Genomic DNA, 18,027 nt, shown 5'->3' with positions numbered 1-18,027 from the left:
GTGAATATTCAAATTTTGCCTATTTAGGATAAGGGAAATAAAGCCACATTTAGTGCCTTACTCTACGGATTGAAATCAAAACCAACACAGATAATGGGTACCTTTTATAAAGCTTGAAGGGTGATTCAGGTTGTGAGTGATTTGTATACTGCCGAAGGTGTGATTAATAAAAATAGCCTATGGGAGCGTTATTACCCTCTAATACGCCATGAAGCCCTGAAACTGCAAGTTAGACTACCCGCCAGTGTTGATATCGACGACCTAATTCAAGCGGGGGGCATTGGTTTATTGCATGCATTGGAACGTTTCGATGTTACCCAAGGGGCATCGTTCGCCACCTATGCGGTGCAGCGTATTCGTGGCTCAATGCTTGATGAACTGCGCAGCCGTGACTGGGTACCGCGCAGCGTGCGCCGCCAAGCAAGGGAAATGACCAAGGCCATTGGCGCGCTGGAACAATCACTGGGGCGCAGCGCGACGGAGCCAGAAATCGCTAAAGCGCTGGATATTGACCTTGCAGAGTATCGCCAAGCACTGCTAGATACCAATAATAGCCAGCTATTTTCCTACGATGAGTGGCATGAAGTTCACGGGGAAAGCTGTGAGCCGCAAATGGATGAGAGCGACGGTGGTAACCCGCTAAGCTTGCTGATGGAGTCGAGCTTAAAGTCGCAAGTGATGGCGGCGATAGACCAGCTACCAGAGCGTGAAAAAATGGTGCTGACGTTGTACTACCAAGAGGAGCTGAACCTGAAGGAGATTGGTGCGGTGCTGGAGGTGGGGGAGTCGAGGGTGAGTCAGCTTCATAGTCAGGCTATTAAGCGCTTGCGCGGTAAGTTGCGATGATGCTCGTCATACTTCGCACCACAGCGTTGTTGGCTTCATGAGTTCACCCTAGTCACATACTTATGTATGCTCCTAGGGCTAAACTCACTCGCCGCCTAGCTGTAGCACGAATTATTTAGAGCATTTGCATCGAGGGAATAATAAGATTGAAATGGTTTCCCTCGCCGATTTCTAAACATGTGTGCCTTTCTCGAAGTATCTTTTCTAGTCCTCTACCCACAATCCGAATTATTTAGAGCATTTGCATCGAGGGAATAATCAGATTGAAATGGTTTCCCTCGCTGATTTCTAAACATGAGCGCCTTTCTCGAAGTATCTTTTCTAGTCTTCTACCCACAATCCGAATTATTTAGAGTATCTGGAGCAGGGGAATAATAAGATTGAAATGGTTTCCCTCGCCGATTTCTAAACATGTGTGTCTTTCTCGAAGTATCTTTTCTAGTCCTCTATCCATAATCCGAATTATTTAGAGCATCGCAACGGAGTTGAAAGAATTTTTTGAGTTTATTATGTGTGAATTGGTTAGGGCATCATTGTTGAATTAAAAAGTATTTTCTTGAATTTATTGTGAGTGAGTGCCTCAATCCCTATCGGCGGATTTGGCTAAATAGGTCTCCGCGGTGGTGTGCCAAGCTCTTGGTGATTGGGTGAAGCCCAATTTCAGATATTCGGTGAGATTGCTGTCGGTGGAGAAAAATAAAATTTGGCAGTCGGGGGGAAGTTCTTCGGCGGCAATGCGCATTAATTGACGGTCGATGCCGTGTTTTTGATAATGTGCGTCAATGGCAAGTTCGCAGATATAACAGCAAGAACTAAAATCCGTGACCGCGCGGACAAACCCCACCACTTGCTCATCGTCCCATGCACTAATCAATAAATCCGCGTTATTCAGCATTGCATCTAATTGAGTTAGATTATCGGTTGAAACCGTTTCTCTAAACGGTGACTGAAGAATTAACCGAATAAAATCTTCAACTGATATGGCGAAATTCATTTTATAGCTCAGGCGGCTGGTAATAGCATCCATAGGGTTTCCTTTGCAATCAATTAGCTCTTTTATAGGTTTAGCCTGAAATGGTGAAAATTTCCTGTTTTTAGGGGGATTTATCAATAATTTCTGTGTTTATGGAATGGTAGTTCGCGTGAAATCAACAATATCGTTATCTATTGAATGGGCTGATTAATTAATATATTTAATTTTTAGCCTCATTCGGCTATTCCAATTATTGCTTAAATATCTTAAGTTAAATTCAATGCTGCCATTATATTTTCAAAATACACGCGGCAAGGTAAAGCACCATAAGAATTCTATTCAACAAATAAATGAACGAGATATGACTATGGAACTAAAGGATTATTACAGCATCATGGGTGTAAATCGCACTGATGATTTGAAGACCATTAAAACCGCATATCGCCGCTTAGCGCGCAAATATCACCCTGATGTTAGCAAAGAGCCCGATGCGGAAGCGCGTTTTAAAGAAATCGCCGAAGCGTGGGCAGTACTAAGTGATAAAGAAAAGCGTGCAGAATACGATGAGATGTGGGAACACCGAAACGACCCTTATTTTAACCAAGGGGCTCAAGGCCAGCAAAGTCATTCATACTCCCAGCAAGGTTTTGATTCAGGGAATTTCGATGATATTTTCTCATCGATGTTTTCTCAACGTGCACGCAGTGGTAGTACAAGGCAGCCACGTAGCCACCGCGGTCAAGACCTCGAAGTTGAATTGGCTATTTTCCTCGAAGAGAGCCAAGAATCACACAAACGCACCATAAGCTACAATTTACCAGTTTATAATGCCTACGGTTTTATCGACAATGAAATCCCCAAAACATTAAATGTGACAATCCCTGCAGGGGTTATTGATGGGCAACGCATCCGTTTAAAAGGGCAAGGTACCACAGGGGAGAATGGCGGTGAAAACGGGGACTTATGGATCACTATCCGCATTGCGCCACACCCATTATTTGATATTAAAGGGCATGATTTGGAAATTGTGGCGCCTTTAGCACCTTGGGAAGCGGCGCTAGGCACCAAAATCACTATTCCGACGCTCAAAGACCCTATCGTTATTACAGTTCCTGCAAATAGCCAAGTAGGCCAAAAATTACGAATTAAAGGAAAAGGACTGGTACACAAGGGGCATGCTGGTGATTTATACGTGATTATAAAAGTGGTGATGCCAGAGAGCAGTGATGCACAATCCAACGCACTGTGGCAGAAGTTGGCGGAGGCACAACAGAGTTTTGACCCGCGTAAGAATTGGGGAGGAAAATAATGGAACAGTTAACAACACTAACCGTTATTGATTTCTGTATTCATACAGGTATCGCTGAAGATGAATTACAGGAAATTGTCGGGCTGGGGATAATCCAACCGATTGAAACAACTCATGAATGGTTATTTGACGACCAAGCCGTGATTATTGTGAGAAGGGCCGTGCGTCTTTACCATGAGCTAGAGATTGATTGGCCAGGGATTGCAATGGCCATGAGCTTGATGGATCAAAATGATAGACTGCGGCGTGAAAATGAGATGCTGCGGTTACAGCTCAAACGTTTTATTGATGAATAATACCAATAATTAATCAAGTCACAGCTGTTGGGATTAGTGAGTATTGAGCAAAAAATGCAGGCTAATTTCTCATAAAAAAGCCCTTATCATGGGAATAAGGGCATAATGACGACAACGAGATTTTTTATTATTAATTAAATGGCTGCCGCTTGGGCAATTAATTTACCGAGCGCTTGCCAGTCTTCTTTGTCAATTAAGTCATTTGGCACCATCCACGAGCCACCGCAGACTAACACCGATGGTAACGCGGTGTATTCCTTAATGTTTTTCACACCGATACCGCCCGTTGGCATAAATTTCACTGGGTAAACAGCGCTCAGGGCTTTTAGCATGGCAACGCCGCCAGAGGCTTCCGCGGGGAAGAATTTTAAGGTGGTCAGGTTAAACTCAAGGGCCTGTTCGACGAGGCTTGGGTTATTCACTCCAGGAATAATAATCACTTTCTTTTGTTGGCAATAAGCGACGATTTTGGGGTTAAAACCTGGGCTAACAATGAAGTCCACGCCTGCATCAATAGCTTGGTCAACTTGTTCAGTGGTTAACACGGTGCCAGCAGCAATCAGCAATTCAGGGTAGGCGGCACGCATATTTTTAATGGCTTGCACGGCGGCAGGGGTACGAAAAGTCACTTCCGCACACGGCAGGCCGTTTTCCACCAAGGCTTTAGCAAGTGGTGCGCCATGTTCTGCATGATTAATGGTGATCACGGGAACAACGTTCAGTTTTTTAATTCTTTCAATCAGTTGATTCATGGCTAAAGCCCCTTAACATTTTCCTAAATCGGTGGTTGGCATGGCCTCGGCAGGAATAATTGCTCCCCGGTGTTGGATAACAGTTCCTGCCAGTAAGTGGCCAGTTTTTGCCGCGTCGCACGGTGTGCCGCCCAAAATGCGGCAGGCAAGATAACCTGCACTGAACGAATCCCCTGCGGCGGTGGTATCAATAACGTGACTGACTTTATTTGCTGGCACTTCATAGCGCTCATTATCAATGATCACGTAGCAGGCCTCCGCACCACGTTTGATCACAATCTCATTCACGCCATACAGTTGCGTACGCGAAATGGCTTCGATTTCGTGGCAATCCCCATACAGAAGTTGCTCGTCATCAAAGGTCAGAAACGCGATATCGGTTAATTTTAATATTTGTTGGTAAGCCTGTTGTGCGGCTTCTTTTGATGGCCAAAGAGCAGGGCGATAGTTATTATCAAACACAATTTTCGCACCGTGCTGTTTAGCTTGTTGCAGTATTTCCATTAAAAGTTGGCGAGCTGAGTCAGGTAAAATCGCTAAGCTGATGCCACTTAAATAAATAAATTGTTGTGAATTAAGAAGTTGCTGTGTGTGTGCTTTGCTGTTTTCATCCAACCAAAATTTGGCGGCTGCGTTATCGCGCCAATAAAAGAAACGGCGTTCGCCATCAGCGGAGGTTTCAATTAGGTACATCCCTGGTAAATGCTTTTGTGAAATTGAGACAGCTTCAGTATTAATACCTTCTTGCTGCCAGCTATCCAGCATTTGTTGGCTGAATGGGTCTTTTCCTAAACCAGTGATATAGCGTGTTGTCACACCCTGTTTTTGAGTTAAGCGAGACAAATACAGCGCAGTGTTTAGCGTGTCCCCACCGAAGGCTTGTTTATACAGCTCCCCCGACTTTTGCAATTCAACCATGCACTCGCCAATGACGGCAACTTGCGGATGTGTACTCATTTTTATCACCTGCGCGATTACGACTGTGTTATCGATTACTGACCTGATGAGGCTATTAAAACGCATTTGGTACAGAAACTCAATAAAAATGAAACGCCGTTTTAAAAATAATGAATCGCTGTTCTTGTTTTTATGAGGTTCGACAATTATGCTATGGCGTATCGCGTGGTTTTAATTGGCTTTATGATATTAATTATCGCGGCCAATCTAATAGGATGAAGAAAATAACATGGATAAGACGACTCAGACTGATGCCGTATCTGCAGTGGTGAAAGTATTTAGTATTCTCAGTGCGTTAGGGGAGCAAAAAGAGATTGGTGTTTCTGAGCTATCCCAGCGTTTATTAATGTCAAAGGCCACCACCTTTCGTTTTTTGCAAACCATGAAACAATTGGGCTATGTGGAACAAGAAGGTGAGGCAGATAAGTACTCACTGACATTAAAGCTCTTTGAATTAGGCGCAAAGTCCCTTGAATATGTGGACTTAATTGAAATCGCGGATAAAGAAATGCGCCATATTGGGCAAATAACCCATGAGGCCGTGCATTTAGGGGCATTGGATGAAGATGCCATTATTTACATTCATAAAATTGATTCCAGTTATAACTTGCGCATGTATTCGCGGGTAGGCCGCCGTAACCCACTGTATTGCACAGCAATTGGCAAAATTTTACTGGCTTGGCAAGATGAAGAAGCCATTCGTTTAGCTTTAAAAGATGAGACGTTTACCCAAAAAACGGATACAACCATTTTAAGCATCGAAAATTTGCTGGTGGAATTAGCTGCAGTGCGGGAGTGCCATTATGCGCAGGATAGAGAAGAGCAAGAACTCGGTTTGCGTTGTGTTGCGGTGCCTGTGTATGACCGCTTAGGTCATGTGGTGGCAGGGTTATCTATTTCGTTCCCAACCATTCGTTTTGATGAACAGCAACTTGATCATTATGTAAAATTGCTCAAAACATCAGGCCGCCGTATTTCAGAAAAAATGGGATATCACCATTATCCATGATATTGATGATATCGGGTTATTTATGAATTCAGTTTTTGGGTAAATAACTCGGTGTATTCAAATTCCTGAGTCTGCTCTGGATTGCCTGAGCTTGTGGCTTCAGGGTATGGTTTATTACCTGGTCGGTCACGTGTTAGGCTCCACATCGAAACAAGGTTTAACCCTATTTTCTTAGCAAACTCGCTTAAGATATCCGCATCATGGAAACTAAACATAGTCAGGTCATCGTTTAAACCAATCATCGGTGTGATTTGAACATAATCATACATTTCTTTATCACCAACGGTTGGGTAGAACGGCTTTAATTGGTTCTTAATGCTGATGGCCGCTTTGATAGCCGCATCGCCGAGACTGCTGATATTCGGGTCATAGTAGTCCATTGCCATGCCATTCACTTTCATGACTAAACCAGCATTCACTGATTTTTTGACTAAATCTAGCCCTGTCCCTGTGAGTCCTGTAGGCAGGGTGGGTAAGGTTAGGCTTAGGGTGATCTCAGGGTTATTTTCGATAATCACTTTTAACGCAGCAAACGCCTTGTCTGCATCATAGAGGCCGTTCTCAAAGTCTAAATCGATATGTGATGCGCCAAGTACATCTATCACCTCTTGGTAGGTTTCAATGAGTTGTTCCAGTGGTTGTACGAGGGAAACATCTTGGTTTGCTGCTCCCCCAAATGAAACGGCAACGTTGACACCAGCTGTAATAAGTTCATCCGTTAACGGTTTTGCCCAGCTAATTGGCATCGTAGGTTGGGCTGACCATGCTGCTTGTTTATCACGAGTTGCGGTTAAAAAACCAAGATAAAGAATATCAACGCCATATTTGATAGCCGCTTGGCTGTATTTCGCATTAGGCCTGCCATTCGGGTAGTTTTGCCAATCGTTCCAAGTTGCATCTACGCTGACATCGATATACGGACCAAAATACGTTTTATTCATTGTCTATCCTTTCGCAGGTTAAGTGATATAAAGTGAAATTTCGCCCTCAATAAGTTAATCAGTCAATTGAGAGGGGAAGGTTACTTTTATAAAAAATAGCGAATGGAACAAGATTAAAAATTGTTAGTAATCTACTAGGTTACAGTCTCAGGCAGCAGAATCAGCTCATCGGTCTGTTTTTACTTACCGCCTATTTTCGGCTCGGACGATTTCTAGCAAGATTAAAAAATTGCAGGGACCTAATAGATTGTAATAACAGACTTTAATAAGTGATTGAAGATTAATGCTGCGTAAATTCTATATTCTTAATAAAATTTATATCAATCAATTGATTTTATAGCTAATGTGAATTATCTATTTGAATAATAATATTATTATAAATTAGTATTTAATTATTTTTTATACGGTACTACTGTTGTGCGTATAATGTAAACTTATCGAAACAGTAGGGTATCTTTATGTTTAAAAAGGCTATTTTTATTATCTTTCTTAGTTTCACTTCTTGCGGCTTTGCCAGCGACTTTACCTTTAAAGAGAAATCACCCGTTGATCGCCAGTTTGATAAAGACTACCAAGGGGTTAAAAAATTACAGGCAGAACAGAAGTTTGTCTTTGATCCCAAAAAGAAACTTTCGCCAGAAGAACAAAGTTATCAAGCTTTACTTGAGCAGCGTGACGCCGACGAAAATGCCTTGTTTAGGCATTTCAATGTTTGTGATGTTAACCCAACGGGAGCTGGATGCCCGAGTGCAACGCCATGGATGAACGATCGCCAGCAAATGAAAAAGATGTTGGAACAAGCGGGTCGGTATAATTAATTGTTGAACCATTAATTATTAAATTATTAGGGAGCAATAAGCTCCCTTGTTTATTTGGGGTTATACAGATTCAGGAAATGTGAGAGTTGCCCCGGGAGATTCTCGACTCAAATGAATGAAATTCATATGTTTTTCATATTGATCGAGAATATCACTAATAACCTGCTCTTTAGTGTAATCCATTAAATCGTTTCCTTGCGAACCTTCCCATAAAAAGGTTTCTAAACGGAAATAATGGGATTTCCCTGAACGGGCACGATAGGTAAAACCAGGAACGGAATAACGTTGTGGCCACACTTGGTAAATAAAGCTTTGCTCTTCACCCAAGTCAACAGTGAGCTCTAGATGGTCTAACCGTTCATCGGAAATGGGGGGAAGAATGCTAAATTCGACCTTCGCTCCCCTTAAACTCAGCTCTTTCGCCACGTCTTGCATCGCAGGGATGCATACTAAGTCCAACATTCTTTGCGTATAAGAGGTTCCTGGGAAGTTCATGACACGGCCTAAACGCTGCTTCCAGTTTAATGTGCCGTTGCCATACAGTGGCGCGGGCGCATTGGTATTTAAGGAACTGACTCGTCTAAAATCCTCCACTTTTAATGATTTATACAAGCCTGCCATAATAAAGAAAATCACAAAGCTAAAGGGGAGCCCCATAATGACCGTGGTGTTTTGTAACGCAGCAACACCATCGGTCATCAGCATACCTAATGTGAGTAAGCCAATGGCGACTGACCAAAAAATACGTAACCAATTAGGGGCATCATTATTGATGTCACTGAGTTTTGACGTGAAATTCCCCAGTACCAGTGAGCCAGAATCTGCGGAGGTGACGTAGAAAAGCAACCCAGTGATCGTGGCAAGTGAAGCGGTTAGGCCAAATCCAGGATAAAGTTCAAGGAGGGAATAGAACCCTTTTTCAGGGGCTTCCAAGACCGTTTTTGCGAGTTCGCTATTTCCGTGAATAATTTCATACAAAGCACTATTACCAAAAATGGATAGCCATAATAGAGTGAAAACAAACGGAATAATTAAGGTGCCAATCACAAACTGGCGGATTGTTCGCCCCCGTGAAATACGCGCGAGGAATAACCCGACAAATGGAGACCATGCTACCCACCATGCCCAGAAAAACAGGGTCCAGCTATTCATCCAATCCGTTGGGCGGTCAAATGCGAAGCTGTTGAGTGTCATCCCCATAAAGCGGTTAACGTAGTCTCCGACATTTAACACGAGTGCATTGAGTAAGAATTCGGTATCACCAACAAATAATATAAATAAAATCAGCCCTAAAGCGAGTAGGACATTAAGTTCGGACAATACCCGTATGCCTTTATTGACCCCTGATGTGGCGGATATCACGGCCATCACAACGGAAAGGAAAATTAAGCCACTTTGTACGGTTAACCCTTGTGGTAAATCAAATAGGACTTTTAAGCCATAATTTAGCTGGACGACGCCGATCCCCAGGGTGGTGGCAATTCCGAAAATAGTCCCCAAAACGGCGGCGATATCGACAGTATGGCCGATTGGGCCATCAATACGCTTGCCAAATATTGGATAAAGAGCGGAACGGATCGTTAGGGGTAAATTATAGCGGTAACTAAAGTAGCCTAATGCAATTCCCATTAAAGCATACATTGACCAGCCCGTTAGGCCATAGTGGAACAGTGTCCACACCATCGACTGACGAGCTGCTTCTAATGTTTGGCCTTCGCCTGTTGGCGGTAGCATATATTGTGTGACAGGCTCTGCCACGGAGAAAAACATTAAATCAATCCCTATCCCTGCAGCAAATAACATGGCTGACCAACTTAGCATGCTAAATTCAGGTTTGGATTGTTCTGGCCCAAGTTTGATATTTCCGAAACGAGATGTTGCGACAAAAATGACGAACACTATGTATAACGTTGCAGCTAACAGGTAATACCAACCAAAGGTTTTTGATACCCAACCAAGGGTAGCGACGATCCATTGGTTTGCTGTTTCGGTCATTAAGATGGTGAAAAAAGAAAACGCGAGTATTAGACCCGCGGAAGTGAAAAAAACCACAGAATTTAATTTGTCTTTCTGCTGATTTTTCGAACTATTGAGAGTTGTCATCGGCAGTTCCACATTTTTATTTATTTAACAGGTGAAAAATTATTATTCTTGCTAATTAATTGAAATTTAAGCAAGTTAACCCTATTTTATCCTATTCCCCTCCGTGAAATTGTGAATTAATTGTGACAAATGGTAGTTAATATTGATTGAACATTCAATTAAAAAAACGTTTAATAAATGGAGACAATGTGTTTTTAGGTTAAGAGCTCATGCCGAAAATAGGTATTCAATCGATACGTAAACAGCAATTAATTCAGGCAACGTTAGCGGTAATTAATGAGGTTGGAATGCAAGAGGCCAGCTTTGTATTAATTGCACGTAAAGCGGGTGTTTCCACGGGAATTATTAGCCATTATTTTCGTGATAAAAACGGTCTACTCGAAGCGACTATGCGACATATTCAATATCAATTGGGCTTTGCCGTTGCGATGCGTTTGAGAATGTTAACAGGTGCAGACGCTAAATCGCGTATTCAAGCCATTGTGGAGGGTAACTTTGACCCAACACAGACGAGCGAGGCGGCAATGAAAACGTGGCTCGCGTTTTGGGCAAGTAGCATGCATCAGCCAAGTTTAAATCGTTTACAGCAGGTCAATGACCGACGTTTATATTCAAATTTAAGTTATGAATTTGGGCGCGTGCTGGCAAAAAATGAGGCGCGAATGGCAGCTAAAGGCCTTGCGGCACTTATTGATGGACTGTGGTTGCGTAGTGCGTTAAGTAACGAAACCTTCCCTGTTTCCGATGCGTTAACAATAACGAATGAGTATATCGAAATGAAACTCGGCGAGGTACACGAAGCTCAAACCTAAAATAATTTTACAGGAGATAGTATGAAGAACCCACCACTACATCAGCTATACATTCATGGTGGTTATATTGATAGCTCGCAACCACAGTGCGACCAATTTCCCGCGATCAACCCTGCCAATGGTGAGGTGATTGCCAATCTCCAATCGGCTAGCCAAGAAGATATTCAGTGGGCAGTGGAAAGTGCCAAACAAGGGCAAAAAGTGTGGGCGGCAATGACGGCAATGGAACGTTCGCGAATTTTACGTCGTGCGGTCGATATTTTACGAGAACGCAATGATGAACTCGCCTACCTTGAAACCCTTGATACAGGAAAGCCACTTTCTGAAACTCGATATGTGGACATTGTGACGGGAGCTGATGTCCTTGAATATTATGCAGGCCTTATTCCAGCTCTTGAAGGACAACAAATTCCATTGCGGGAAAGTTCATTCGCCTATACACGCCGTGAACCTTTGGGGGTCGTCGCTGGGATTGGCGCGTGGAATTACCCGATTCAAATTGCGTTGTGGAAATCAGCCCCTGCACTTGCGGCGGGCAATGCGATGATTTTTAAACCCAGTGAAGTGACGTCGTTAACTGCGCTTAAACTTGCTGAGATTTATACGCAAGCGGGTGTCCCTGCGGGGGTATTTAACGTGGTAACGGGTAAGGGAGGGGAAGTCGGGCAGTGGCTCACGGAACACCCAGAAATTGCAAAAGTGTCATTCACGGGCGGGATAGCGACAGGGAAAAAAGTGATGGCCAACGCTTCTGCCTCTTCCTTAAAAGAGGTCACCATGGAGTTGGGTGGCAAATCCCCGTTAATTATCTTTGATGATGCAGACTTAGATAAAGCAGCGGATATTGCCATGATGGCCAACTTTTACAGCTCAGGTCAAGTTTGCACCAATGGAACCCGCGTGTTTATCCCTGAATTCCTCAAAACGCAATTTGAAGCGAAAATTGTAGAGCGGGTTGCACGAATTAAGATTGGTTCACCGATTGTAGAAGAAACCAATTTTGGGCCATTAGTTAGCTTTCCTCATATGGAAAATGTATTACGTTACATTGAATTAGGTAAGCAACAAGGGGCACGGTTATTGTGTGGCGGTGAGCGTCTTGTTGAAGGGGATTTTGCTAAGGGCGCCTATGTGGCACCGACTGTCTTTACGGATTGCCGTGATGAAATGCAAATTACACAAGAAGAGATCTTTGGCCCAGTGATGAGTATTTTAAGTTACCAAACTGAAGATGAAGTTATTGCGCGTGCAAATCATTCCGTCTATGGGCTAGCCGCGGGCATTGTCACGCAGGACTTAACACGTGCTCATCGTGTTATCCATCAGTTAGAAGCAGGTATTTGTTGGGTCAATACATGGGGGGAATCCCCAGCAGAAATGCCAGTGGGGGGCTATAAGCACTCAGGTGTTGGTCGCGAAAATGGCATCATAACGCTGCAAAACTACACACAAATCAAATCCATTCAAATTGAACTTGGGGAGTTTTCATCCGTTTTCTAATCACATCATTTTAATTTGACTGAAACAGAGGAGATAACAATGGTCTATGACTATATTATTATCGGTGCTGGTTCAGCCGGTAACGTTCTTGCTACACGCCTGACAGAAGATCCTGAAGTTACTGTGCTGCTCCTAGAAGCAGGAGGGCCAGATTATCGGCTCGACTTTCGCACACAAATGCCAGCCGCATTGGCGTATCCGTTGCAAGGGCGTCGTTACAACTGGGCGTACGAAACTGACCCAGAACCTCATATGAATCATCGTCGTATGGAATGTGGCCGCGGAAAGGGGCTTGGTGGCTCTTCGTTAATTAATGGCATGTGCTATATCCGTGGAAATGCGATGGATTTTGATGGGTGGGCCCAAGCACCAGGCCTTGAAGATTGGCGCTATCTTGATTGCTTACCCTATTTTCGTAAAGCAGAAAGCCGCGATATTGGGCCAAATGATTATCACGGCGGAGATGGCCCTGTGAGTGTCGCAACACCAAAAACGGGTAATAATGTGCTGTTTAAAGCGATGGTGGAGGCTGGCGTACAAGCGGGTTATCCAAGAACTGACGATTTAAATGGTTACCAACAGGAAGGTTTTGGCCCAATGGATCGCACTGTTACACCACAAGGGCGACGTGCGAGTACAGGCCGTGGTTATTTAGACCAAGCTAAAGGGCGAAAAAACCTGACAATCGTGACGCATGCAACAACAGATATCATTGAGTTTGAAGGGAAAAAGGCGATAGGGGCCAAATATTACCAAGGTGACAGCACGACGGCAATAACGGTAAAAGCGCAAAAGGAAGTGCTTTTATGTGCAGGTGCAATAGCTTCCCCGCAAATTTTGCAGCGCTCAGGCGTTGGCCCCGAAGAGGTATTAGATGAATTTAATATTGAAAAAGTGCATGTATTAGAAGGTGTTGGGCAAAACTTGCAAGATCACCTTGAGATGTATTTGCAATATGAATGCAAACAGCCTGTCTCTTTATACCCCGCATTAAAATGGTATAACCAACCGATGATTGGTGCACAGTGGTTATTTAAAGGCACAGGGATTGGTGCGAGTAATCAATTCGAAGCTGGGGGTTTTATACGCACCAGCGATAAATTTGCATGGCCGAATATTCAGTTCCATTTTTTGCCTGTAGCAATAAATTATAACGGCAGTAATGCGGTAAATTTACATGGTTTTCAAGCTCATGTGGGTTCAATGCGCTCACCAAGTCGCGGCCGAGTCCGTTTAGCCTCATTAGACCCACGTCAACACCCAAGCATTTTATTTAATTACATGTCATCAAAGCAGGATTGGGAAGAGTTCCGCGCAGCAATACGTATCACGCGAGAAATCATGGCGCAGCCAGCACTTGACCCTTATCGGGGAGAGGAAATTAGCCCTGGTAAGCACATTCAAACGGATGAAGAACTCGACGCATTCGTTCGGGAACGAGCCGAAACGGCATTTCATCCCTGCGGAACCTGTAAAATGGGCAATGATGATATGGCAGTGGTGGATGGTTCAGGGCGTGTACATGGGCTTAGTGGCTTACGAGTAGTCGATGCGTCGATTATGCCGCTCATTATTACGGGAAATTTGAATGCAACGACCATTATGATTGCCGAAAAAATTGCAGATAAAATTCGTCATCGCTCTCCATTAGCAGCAAGTGATGCAGAATATTATGTAGCGGATGGCGCTCCTGTTCGGAGGGAGCCTCAGAAATAACGCATTATATTAAGCTACTAGCGGTCATTTAATTCCCTTAAGCGACGATACGTTGAGTATTGTCGCTTTTTTTACGTTTGAATAAAGATTTTATTAATAAACAACATAATGATAATAATAATGCAAATGATATTCATTATTATCTTGATCATTATTATCATTGGTGTATATTTCAATGGTTATTGCATTCATAGGGGGAATAGGCACGTAACCATTCAATAAATAAGGTTTTTCTGTTGGCTTCATTTAAAGCGTAACATATAAACCTACAATAAAATTCATGAATTCCAGTATGGCAGTAGGGATATATAACTCTGCCCGTACGGGGTTTTATTGTCTCAATAAAATAATCATTAATTAATGAAGGCATTACTTAAATGATATTTCAAAATAAAAAAATAATTAGCTTACTTGTTATTTGTTCATCAAGTGCGGCATTTGCGGATGAAACTCAAACTACACCTCAGAAAGATAAACTGACGGTCACTGCCAGTAAAATAAAGTCGAATAGCAAACAAATCGATACCAAAGATGTTTCAACGGTTCGAGGAACAACCAATTCCGATATATTTGCGAATGAAAGTTCATTACAGGTTAATAATGCTCGAAATGAAGCGGGTGCATTGGATATCGGTATTCGTGGTTTGCAAGGTAATGGGCGAGTGCCGATTATTATTGATGGCAGCTTGCAATCTACCAATACATGGCGAGGCTACCAAGGCAGTACGGACAGAACCTATATTGATATGGATTTGGTCGATACTATCAATATTGAAAAGGGGGCGTCGATGAGTAAATTCTCTGGTGGTGCTATCGGGGGAACGGTGAAATTAAAAACCTTATCGGCGAATAGTATTATCCCCCAAGGTGACCAATTCGGTTTTTTATTTAAAGGGAATATTTACAATAATAATCGCCGTCCATCAGTGGCATCAGATGAAAAAAACGAATCACAGTACCGCTTATCGAATGGGATTAAAAATTCTCACTTTAATAATGGTTCAGTGACAGTGGGAATGGCGTATCGAAATGAAAAATTCGATGTACTGATTGCTCACAGTGATAGAAAGCAAGGCAACTTTTTGGCAGGGAAGAATGGCTACCATAAATATTCAACTACAGATGCCCCCATAAAACCTGGGCAAGAGGTGGTCAATACCAGTTATGAAAGTCAATCAACGCTGTTAAAAACCAATATCTATATTAACCCTTATTCAAGTATCGAATTAAATTACCGCCGTCATGAACAAAAAGCAGGGGAAGTTTTAGCTGCATATTGGTATCAATCTGACGGGAAAATGCCACAGTGGTCACTCGGAACGGCAGATATCGATACCGCATCATTGAATTATTCCTATAAACCTGATTCATTGTGGGTGGATATGAATTTAGGTTTGTGGTGGACAAAAGGTAAATTTAAGCAACGTAATGGCACGACCGATGATGTTACTGCACATTATGGCAACCAATATCAGCATCGTTATACCGATGAACGCATGGGCTTTAACTTAGAAAATACTTCTGAGTTTGCAAATTACCCTATTAATGTGACTTACGGCGTGGAATTTATGGAACAAAAAACGAAGCCGTTAACCAAAACATACCAACCGATATGGACTCCAGAAGGTACGATCCCTGGTGAGGAGTTAACGCCAGTAACACGCAATGCAAAAGGAAAAAATACGTCGGCATTTACCAATATGGAATATAAAGGTGAGTGGGTTAGTACATTGGCAGGTTGGCGTATTCATTCTTTTGATGTCGATGACCATGTGTTAGGGAAAAGCATTAGTTATGGCCCGAAAAATGATTTTTTAGGTGAAGTGCGTTTTCATGTGACTGATGAGTTGGATGTCTATACTAAGTATTCAGACAGTTACCGTGAGCCAAGCCTATTTGAAACCACAGTTTCTGGGCAAACGTATTCTTATACACCCGATGTGCCACTTAAACCAGAGCATGCAAAATCATTTGAGGTTGGAATTGATTTTGAAAAAAATAACCTGATTTTTGATGAAGATACTACTGGCTTACGGGTGGGGTACTTTAATAATGATATTAAAGGCTATCTTTCCCAAGGGGTAAACCCAACGGGGGTCTATTCACCTTATGTTGTCATGAAAAACTACGATAGTTTCAAGCTTTCAGGTTATGAAATTGAAGCGAAATATGACTCTAATTATGCTTTCGGCTCGTTAGATGCGACTTTCTATAACAATTCAGAGCTTTGTTCTCGTGATGAAATGGAATTAGGTAACTTACCCGCTGCTTGTAACTCAGTTGGGTTTGCATGGGGATTATCACCATCGCGTCTCCCACCGAAAAAGGTCGTCTCTGGAATCGTGGGGGTGAAAATGTTTGATCAGAAATTACAAACAGGCTTACGTGTGCGTTATAATGCAGGCAAGGAATACCCACAGAAATGGTTAGCGGGAACAGCCGCTGCCCCTGTCACTAAGTTACATGCAACCACGACTTTTGATTTATTAGGGAAGTATTCTATTCAAAAAAATCTTCATGTGAATTTCAATATTGATAACCTAACCAATCGCTATGCGTTTGACCCAGGTACCGTTATTTATATGCCAATTCCAGGAAGGACGTTCAGACTGGGACTTGAGGCGACTTTTTAAGTGGCCAATTCAATTGCCTTAGATTATGAAATTTAAGGCAATATCACAGTCATTATTTATTTGGCTGAAAACTCTTTGTATGTACTAATAGTTTCAGCTGCATACATGGCAGATGGGCCACCACCCATGAAGATAGCAACGCCGAGTGCTTCAGCTAACTCTTGTTCTTTTACGCCTAGTTCAACTAATGTTTTGGTGTGAAAACCAATGCAGCCATCGCAGCGGTTTGCAACTGCGATCCCAATAGCGATAAGCTCTTTGGTTTTTTTATCAAGGGCACCATCTTGTACGCCAGTACTCACAAGCCCCGAAAAGTGTTTCATAACGTCAGGAATATGTTTACCTAATTCCGGAAGGTGTTTACTGATATGTTGGGTAACGTCATTGTATTTAGACATTTTTTTCTCGCTTTTAGTTAATGAATTTATATTATGTAAAATAATATAGTGTTTTTTTGTATATTATCAATCAAAATTAATTTAAAATTTAAAATTTTAAAAAGTTAATTTAGTATGGTTTTTATTTCAATTAATGGGGGGGGGAAGCGAACACTAAAAATGGGCAAAAAAAACCTCCCAAAAAAGATAAGGAGGGAAAATAAATATAAAGCGAGTCTACTTATATATCACTGATTGAATGTAAACCATACCCGACCAGATGAATTATTTTCCAAAAATACATCAAATGTTGATTAATAATGGAAAAAATTTTTTAAAATCATTTGAGTAGAGTATTATTTGACGGAATTAATTAGCCATTGTAAATAGTTATCCTCAACCTGACTTGGGTCAAGCCTTATTAATTCAGGTGTTTCATAGGGATGTATTTTTTTTATCGCCTCAAAAATGCTGAGTTGATTAGATTGTGTTGTTTTAATTAGTAGTAAAACTTCTTTATCTTTTGTGATATTACCTTGCCAAAGGTATAAAGATATTATTTCAGGCAATAAAGAAACACAAGTAGCTAACTGGTTATCTAAAAGGTATTGTGCGATTTTAATTGCACTCTCTTGACTATTGGTTGTGCATAATACAATGCAAGATGGTTGAGAATTATTACTGTATTGGCTATTGGTAGTCATTTTATTTCCTCGATGGTTATATTAAGAAGCGTGCTGTAATTAATGGTAGATTAGAGACAATAATATGGAATGAGATATGAATATCTAAAGGACATTTTTTAATGCACAAAAAAATTATTATTTCAAGTAACAATTGTATATCAAATAATAAGTCATATTGCTTGTTTTTTAATCTAATATTGGTTATTTATTCATCTCATGTGTTTTTTCACCTGTAAATGTAATTGAAATATTATGTGTATATATCTAAAGAATGTGTTCTTTTATATCTAAAGTGTAAC

General features: G+C 41.9%; 16 protein-coding genes. 9 read left to right on the top strand and 7 right to left on the bottom strand.

Annotated features, from left to right (window positions below):
- The first annotated feature begins 132 nt into the window (after window positions 1–132).
- The gene (locus ACE2AL_RS13145) at window positions 133–846 is read left to right on the top strand and encodes an RNA polymerase sigma factor FliA (protein ID WP_206083888.1); all 714 of its coding nucleotides are present in this window, start codon (window positions 133–135) and stop codon (window positions 844–846) included.
- Window positions 847–1,426: 580 nt separating this feature from the next.
- Here ACE2AL_RS13145 and ACE2AL_RS13140 read toward each other — a convergent pair.
- Window positions 1,427–1,873, bottom strand: a complete 447-nt coding sequence (locus ACE2AL_RS13140; protein WP_206083889.1) for a GNAT family N-acetyltransferase — start codon at window positions 1,871–1,873, stop codon at window positions 1,427–1,429.
- Window positions 1,874–2,186: 313 nt separating this feature from the next.
- Between ACE2AL_RS13140 and cbpA the strand changes: the two genes are divergently transcribed.
- Together cbpA and ACE2AL_RS13130 are read left to right on the top strand one after the other, a co-directional pair.
- The gene (cbpA, locus tag ACE2AL_RS13135; RefSeq protein WP_375084311.1) at window positions 2,187–3,128 is read left to right on the top strand and encodes a curved DNA-binding protein; all 942 of its coding nucleotides are present in this window, start codon (window positions 2,187–2,189) and stop codon (window positions 3,126–3,128) included.
- Window positions 3,128–3,424, top strand: a complete 297-nt coding sequence (locus ACE2AL_RS13130) for a chaperone modulator CbpM (protein WP_206083890.1) — start codon at window positions 3,128–3,130, stop codon at window positions 3,422–3,424. The genes cbpA and ACE2AL_RS13130 overlap by 1 nt, the downstream gene beginning before the upstream one ends.
- A gap of 134 nt (window positions 3,425–3,558) precedes the next feature.
- Here the strand turns inward: ACE2AL_RS13130 and ACE2AL_RS13125 are convergent, their stop codons facing one another.
- Both ACE2AL_RS13125 and ACE2AL_RS13120 read right to left on the bottom strand, forming a co-directional pair.
- On the bottom strand, window positions 3,559–4,176 hold the full coding sequence (locus ACE2AL_RS13125; RefSeq protein WP_272538665.1) for a bifunctional 4-hydroxy-2-oxoglutarate aldolase/2-dehydro-3-deoxy-phosphogluconate aldolase: 618 nt from the start codon (window positions 4,174–4,176) through the stop codon (window positions 3,559–3,561).
- 12 nt (window positions 4,177–4,188) lie between these two features.
- The gene (locus ACE2AL_RS13120; RefSeq protein WP_206083892.1) at window positions 4,189–5,133 is read right to left on the bottom strand and encodes a sugar kinase; all 945 of its coding nucleotides are present in this window, start codon (window positions 5,131–5,133) and stop codon (window positions 4,189–4,191) included.
- A 229-nt stretch (window positions 5,134–5,362) separates the two neighbouring features.
- Here ACE2AL_RS13120 and kdgR point away from each other — a divergent pair, with 229 nt between their 5' ends.
- Window positions 5,363–6,142, top strand: coding sequence for a DNA-binding transcriptional regulator KdgR (gene kdgR, locus ACE2AL_RS13115; RefSeq protein WP_272573693.1), 780 nt, complete (start codon window positions 5,363–5,365; stop codon window positions 6,140–6,142).
- Window positions 6,143–6,162: 20 nt separating this feature from the next.
- On the opposite strand, the gene ACE2AL_RS13110 is transcribed toward kdgR, so the two are convergent.
- Window positions 6,163–7,083 (bottom strand): chitinase, encoded by a 921-nt coding sequence (locus tag ACE2AL_RS13110; RefSeq protein ID WP_375083578.1) that lies wholly within the window; start codon window positions 7,081–7,083, stop codon window positions 6,163–6,165.
- Between the two features lie 458 nt (window positions 7,084–7,541).
- On the opposite strand from ACE2AL_RS13110, the gene ACE2AL_RS13105 reads away from it, so the two are divergent.
- Window positions 7,542–7,901: a hypothetical protein gene (locus ACE2AL_RS13105; protein ID WP_206083895.1), complete on the top strand. Its 360-nt coding sequence runs from the start codon at window positions 7,542–7,544 to the stop codon at window positions 7,899–7,901.
- Between the two features lie 60 nt (window positions 7,902–7,961).
- On the opposite strand, the gene ACE2AL_RS13100 is transcribed toward ACE2AL_RS13105, so the two are convergent.
- Window positions 7,962–10,004, bottom strand: coding sequence for a choline transporter (locus ACE2AL_RS13100; RefSeq protein ID WP_206083896.1), 2,043 nt, complete (start codon window positions 10,002–10,004; stop codon window positions 7,962–7,964).
- A 209-nt stretch (window positions 10,005–10,213) separates the two neighbouring features.
- On the opposite strand from ACE2AL_RS13100, the gene betI reads away from it, so the two are divergent.
- The 4 genes from betI to ACE2AL_RS13080 all read left to right on the top strand — a co-directional run bounded on the left by betI (window position 10,214) and on the right by ACE2AL_RS13080 (window position 16,665).
- Complete coding sequence (gene betI, locus ACE2AL_RS13095) at window positions 10,214–10,816, top strand: transcriptional regulator BetI (protein ID WP_206083897.1); 603 nt, start codon at window positions 10,214–10,216, stop codon at window positions 10,814–10,816.
- A gap of 21 nt (window positions 10,817–10,837) precedes the next feature.
- The gene (gene betB / locus ACE2AL_RS13090; RefSeq protein ID WP_272538661.1) at window positions 10,838–12,316 is read left to right on the top strand and encodes a betaine-aldehyde dehydrogenase; all 1,479 of its coding nucleotides are present in this window, start codon (window positions 10,838–10,840) and stop codon (window positions 12,314–12,316) included.
- 39 nt (window positions 12,317–12,355) lie between these two features.
- Window positions 12,356–14,032 (top strand): choline dehydrogenase, encoded by a 1,677-nt coding sequence (betA, locus tag ACE2AL_RS13085; RefSeq protein WP_206083899.1) that lies wholly within the window; start codon window positions 12,356–12,358, stop codon window positions 14,030–14,032.
- A 377-nt stretch (window positions 14,033–14,409) separates the two neighbouring features.
- On the top strand, window positions 14,410–16,665 hold the full coding sequence (locus tag ACE2AL_RS13080; protein WP_375083577.1) for a TonB-dependent receptor domain-containing protein: 2,256 nt from the start codon (window positions 14,410–14,412) through the stop codon (window positions 16,663–16,665).
- Between the two features lie 56 nt (window positions 16,666–16,721).
- Here the strand turns inward: ACE2AL_RS13080 and ACE2AL_RS13075 are convergent, their stop codons facing one another.
- On the bottom strand, window positions 16,722–17,063 hold the full coding sequence (locus tag ACE2AL_RS13075) for a carboxymuconolactone decarboxylase family protein (protein WP_375083576.1): 342 nt from the start codon (window positions 17,061–17,063) through the stop codon (window positions 16,722–16,724).
- A gap of 335 nt (window positions 17,064–17,398) precedes the next feature.
- Window positions 17,399–17,746, bottom strand: coding sequence for a divalent-cation tolerance protein CutA (gene cutA, locus ACE2AL_RS13070; protein ID WP_206083902.1), 348 nt, complete (start codon window positions 17,744–17,746; stop codon window positions 17,399–17,401).
- Window positions 17,747–18,027: the final 281 nt, after the last annotated feature.

Origin of the sequence: Providencia xihuensis (assembly GCF_041953405.1) — a bacterium.
Lineage (GTDB): Bacteria > Pseudomonadota > Gammaproteobacteria > Enterobacterales > Enterobacteriaceae > Providencia > Providencia vermicola.
The sequence above is the reverse complement of the archived record's forward strand: the minus strand, read 5'-3'. Positions and strand labels throughout refer to the sequence as shown.